Annotated in this window: 4 protein-coding genes and 1 tRNA gene; 2 read left to right on the top strand and 3 right to left on the bottom strand. The window is 67.1% G+C overall.

Going from position 1 to position 4,097, the window contains the following annotated elements; translation table 11 throughout:
- Positions 1–58 precede the first annotated feature (58 nt).
- A complete protein-coding gene (ligD, locus tag BFF77_RS19085) occupies positions 59–949 on the bottom strand; it encodes a non-homologous end-joining DNA ligase (RefSeq protein WP_066951231.1) in 891 nt (296 codons plus the stop codon).
- 49 nt (positions 950–998) lie between these two features.
- On the opposite strand from ligD, the gene ku reads away from it, so the two are divergent.
- Both ku and BFF77_RS19095 read left to right on the top strand, forming a co-directional pair.
- Complete coding sequence (gene ku, locus BFF77_RS19090; protein WP_066951234.1) at positions 999–1,934, top strand: non-homologous end joining protein Ku; 936 nt, start codon at positions 999–1,001, stop codon at positions 1,932–1,934.
- Positions 1,935–2,024: 90 nt separating this feature from the next.
- A tRNA-Arg gene (locus BFF77_RS19095) sits at positions 2,025–2,096 on the top strand.
- 139 nt (positions 2,097–2,235) lie between these two features.
- Here BFF77_RS19095 and BFF77_RS19100 read toward each other — a convergent pair.
- Both BFF77_RS19100 and BFF77_RS19105 read right to left on the bottom strand, forming a co-directional pair.
- On the bottom strand, positions 2,236–3,702 hold the full coding sequence (locus tag BFF77_RS19100) for a tyrosine-type recombinase/integrase (RefSeq protein WP_066951236.1): 1,467 nt from the start codon (positions 3,700–3,702) through the stop codon (positions 2,236–2,238).
- On the bottom strand, positions 3,699–3,890 hold the full coding sequence (locus tag BFF77_RS19105) for a helix-turn-helix transcriptional regulator (protein ID WP_079125297.1): 192 nt from the start codon (positions 3,888–3,890) through the stop codon (positions 3,699–3,701). The genes BFF77_RS19100 and BFF77_RS19105 overlap by 4 nt, the downstream gene beginning before the upstream one ends.
- Positions 3,891–4,097 lie beyond the last annotated feature (207 nt).

Here is a 4,097-nt window from a genome sequence, read left to right on the forward strand (position 1 = left end):
CCGGACGGCGTGGTGGGCCGGGCCACATGGCCGGGCGGGGTTGTGTGTCCGGGCAGGGCTATGTGTCCGGCAGTGGCCCCGCGCGGCCGGGATCGAGGAGCGGGGCGAGGAGGTCTCCGTGGCGCTCCAGCCGCCCGGGGATGTCCGCCGAGCGGAAGACCAGGTCCTCGGCCGCCGTACAGGCCGTGATCTCGTCCCAGGTCACGGGCGTGGAGACGGTCGGTTCCCGCCGGGCCCGCAGGGTGTAGGCGGCGGCGGTCGTCTTCGCCGCGGCGTTCTGGCTGTGGTCGACGAAGACCTTTCCCGGACGCAGCGAGCGGCTCATCCGGTGGACCACCCGCTCCGGCAGGGCCGCCTCGGCCTCGACGGCCAGGCCCTTCGCGTACGCCGAGACCTCGGACGACGGCGCGCGCTCCAGCGGTACGAGGAGATGGAGCCCCTTCGAGCCGGAGGTCTTCACATAGGCGTCCAGGCCGTCCTCGCCCAGCCGTTCGCGCAGCCACCGCGCCACCGCGCAGCACTCCACGACCGTGGCGGGCGCTCCCGGGTCCAGGTCGAAGACCAGCCGGTCGGCCTGGCCCGGCGTATCGGCCTGCCACTGGTGCGTATGGAACTCCACCACCAGATTCGCCGCCCACATCAGCGTCGGCAGATCCTCCACCACCACCTGTCTGCCGCTGTCCGCCGTCTTTCTGGGCACCTCGGCGACGCGTACCCACTCGGGGGTGCCGGGCGGCGGGTTCTTGGTGAAGAAGAGCTGGCCGCCGGGCCCGTCCGGGTAGCGCAGGAAGGAGACGGGGCGGTTGGCGAGATGGGCCAGGAGAGGGCCCGCCGTCCGGGCGTAATAGTGCAGGACCTCGCCCTTGGTGGTGCCCGTCGCGCCGTACAGCACCTTCTCCAGATTGCTCAGCGAGAGGCGCCGCCCCTCCACCACGGTGATCGGCGTCATACGATGAGAATCCCATAAATCTCTGATTAGCGGATGAAAGGGATGGAACGTGCGATCCATATGGAACGGTGCGATCTCCTTCGGGCTGGTCAGTATCCCGATCAAGCTGGTGAACGCGACCGAGAACCACTCCATCTCCTTCCGTCAGATCCACAAGGAGGACAGCGGCCGTATCCGCTACCGCAAGGTCTGCGAACTGGACGGCAAGGAGCTGACGGCGCCGGACATCGGCAAGGGGTACGAGGACGCGGACGGCTCGATCATCCCGATCACGGACGCGGACCTGGCCGCGCTGCCGCTGCCGACGGCGAAGACGATCGAGATCGTGGCGTTCGTCCCGGCGGACTCGATCGACCCGCTCCAGATGGACACGGCGTACTACCTCGCCCCGAGCGGCGTCCCGGCCGCCAAGCCGTACACCCTGCTGCGGGAGGCGCTGAAGCGCAGCAAAAAGGTCGCCATCGCCAAGTTCGCCCTGCGGGGACGCGAGCGGCTCGGCATGCTGCGGGTGGTCGAGGACGTCATCGCGATGCACGGCCTGCTCTGGCCTGACGAGATCCGGGCCCCCGAGGGCGTCGCGCCCGAGACCGGGGTGACCGTACGGGAGGCCGAACTCGACCTGGCCGACGCCCTGATGGACACCCTCGGCTCCGTCGAACTCGACTCGCTGCACGACGACTACCGCGAGGCGGTCGAGGAGATGATCGCCGCCAAGGCGCAGGGCGCGCCGGCGCCGGAACGCGCACCGGCTGAGGCCGGCGGCGGCAACGTCATCGACCTGATGGCGGCGCTGGAGAACAGCGTGCGCGCGGCGAAGCAGGCACGCGGGGACGAGGGCGAGGTCGCGGAGGTGACCCGGCTGCCGAAGAAGACCGCGGCCAAGAAGACCACCCCAGCCAAGAAGACGGCGGCCAAGAAGACCGCTGCGAAGAAGGAGACGGCGAAGAAGCCCGCCCGCACCAGAACCAAGCGCTCCTCGGCCTGACCCCGCCCCCCGCCACCGCCCCGGAAATAGCTGTTCACAGCCACCCCGCCGAAGCTGGTAGGGTTTCACCCGTCGCCACCACAGCGATACGCCCCCGTAGCTCAGGGGATAGAGCAACGGCCTCCGGAGCCGTGTGCGCAGGTTCGAATCCTGCCGGGGGCACTTCGCGGCAATCAGGGTGATCAAATCCCTGACCTGCGCAGTGCCTAATCCAGAGAGTCGGACTCAGTCCCACTGAGTCCGACTCTCTGGCGTTATCACGCACTGGTTGTGTGTGAGCGGCGTGTGGGCTTCACGCGAGTCATGCGCGAGGCGATCCCCAGCCCATCGCTTGCTCGATCTTGTTGTTGTTCAGCTCCTCGTGTCCGTCAATGCAGCCTTCGTAACGGCGGTGAATGACCTCCGGGGAGTTGCCGGCCCGCCGGGCTACTTCGGCGACGGGGACCCCGGCGTTCAGCCAGTTCGTGATGCAGGTGTGCCGCAGGTCGTATGGGCGGCGACCGAGCGGGGACGACTCCTTGTCCGGTGGCAGGGCAAGCGGTCTCGCTTCCTGCCATACGCGCCAGTAGCTGGACGTCCCCAGCACATCTCCGCGCTCATTTGCGAACAGTCGGCCGTCCTTGGCTGTGCCGAATTCTTGATAGTGCGCGCGAAGCATCGCGACCAGGACCGGCGGGATAGGTACGGGGCGGTCTGTTTTGGCTTCACGCGACTTGAGTCCTCGCTTGTCGTGTCGCTGGCCCGTGTCGGTCCACTTCTTGCCGGACACGGGTCGTGTCTCGCTCAGGGTGAGGGTGCCCCATCCCTGTTCTGGAAGGTGGCAGTCCCTGAACCGGAGCCCGACGGCTTCCGCTGGCCTCATTGCCGCGTAGAGCTGACAGGCGAAGAATGCGACCAGCCGTCGGCCGCGGTTACGGTGAACCGATCCGACGTAGGAGACCGCGGTGAGGAGTTGCGCGCCCTGTGTCTGGTTGACCAGGACCCGGGGGTCGACCACATCATGGGTCTTGGACCCTGAGCGCTTGATGCCAGCGAGAGGGTTGCTGTCCACGTAGCCCGCTTCGACCGCGTACTCCATCGCGGTGTTGAAGCCGCGTCGGCGCCGCTTGTATGTCTCACCTGCGGCCGGGCTGTCGTCCAGTTTGAACGACAGCCGGTAGTTGACCTCTCGCACGACTTTGGCATCGGCGAGCGCGGACAGCGGCAACGAATGCCGTCCCAGCCACGAACAGACGGGCGCCAAATGCTCGGGGGGCTCTTCATCCTCGTGCGCAGGCACGACGTACCACCGCATCGCCGCACGCACGTCCTCCAACGCGGGCGGTTTCGCCGCGTCACCCATCATCGCCAGCGCGACCGTGGCGAGACTGTCCGCCAATCCCTCCCGCGTCTTGGCGGCTGTGGCGCGCCAACGTACTGACATGTACTCGCGGGAGAAGTCCCACCAGGAAGGATCGGGACGGGTGTTCTTCTTTGCCTCGGCAGCGCGCAGTTCGGATTCCGGCAGGCCCGTGTCGACGTCGAATGCCTCACCCTTGCGCATGGCCTTCCGTAGATCCGACTGACGGGTCTCGGCGAGTGCCACGGTTGCAAAGCTTGCGTGCTTGACCTCGCCGGCGACCACCCATCGAAGCTGGTACGGGGCCTTCTTACTGGTGATCCTGCTGATCTTCCAGACACGCACGTCGGTGGACAGGGTGGGCTCTTGTGCCTCGGACGGGCCCTCAGAACTGTGAGAGCCCGTCCGATCGGTCTTGCGGTGGTTCACGCAGCTTCCTCCATGCTCGCGATCCACCGGTCCAGTTCGGAGCGGCGGATGCGAACGGCACCGTTCGGGAGCTTGATGGCCTTCGGGCCCTTCCTGCACTGCCGCCAGCGGTAGAACGTTGCTCGCGGTACGCCGATCTCTTCGATGACTTGGGGGATGGACAACATTTCGTCGCGAGGCTTGGCCACGACTCCTCCTTGGCGAGAGGGCCAGTCGGATGGGGAGCGGAGCGCCTGGGGGCTGCCACAGAAACCACGGAATACACAGAAAGTCGGGGGCGCCCGGCTGACCTGTGGCTTTGTGGCCTGTGGTGCGGTCAGGCGGGGCGCCACAGAATCACCCGGAAGTCCCACAGAAATAGGTGGGGGTATTTGTGTGGGACTTCCGGGTGATTC

The sequence above is a fragment of the Streptomyces lushanensis genome (assembly GCF_001700515.1).
Classification (GTDB): Bacteria; Actinomycetota; Actinomycetes; order Streptomycetales; family Streptomycetaceae; genus Streptomyces; species Streptomyces lushanensis.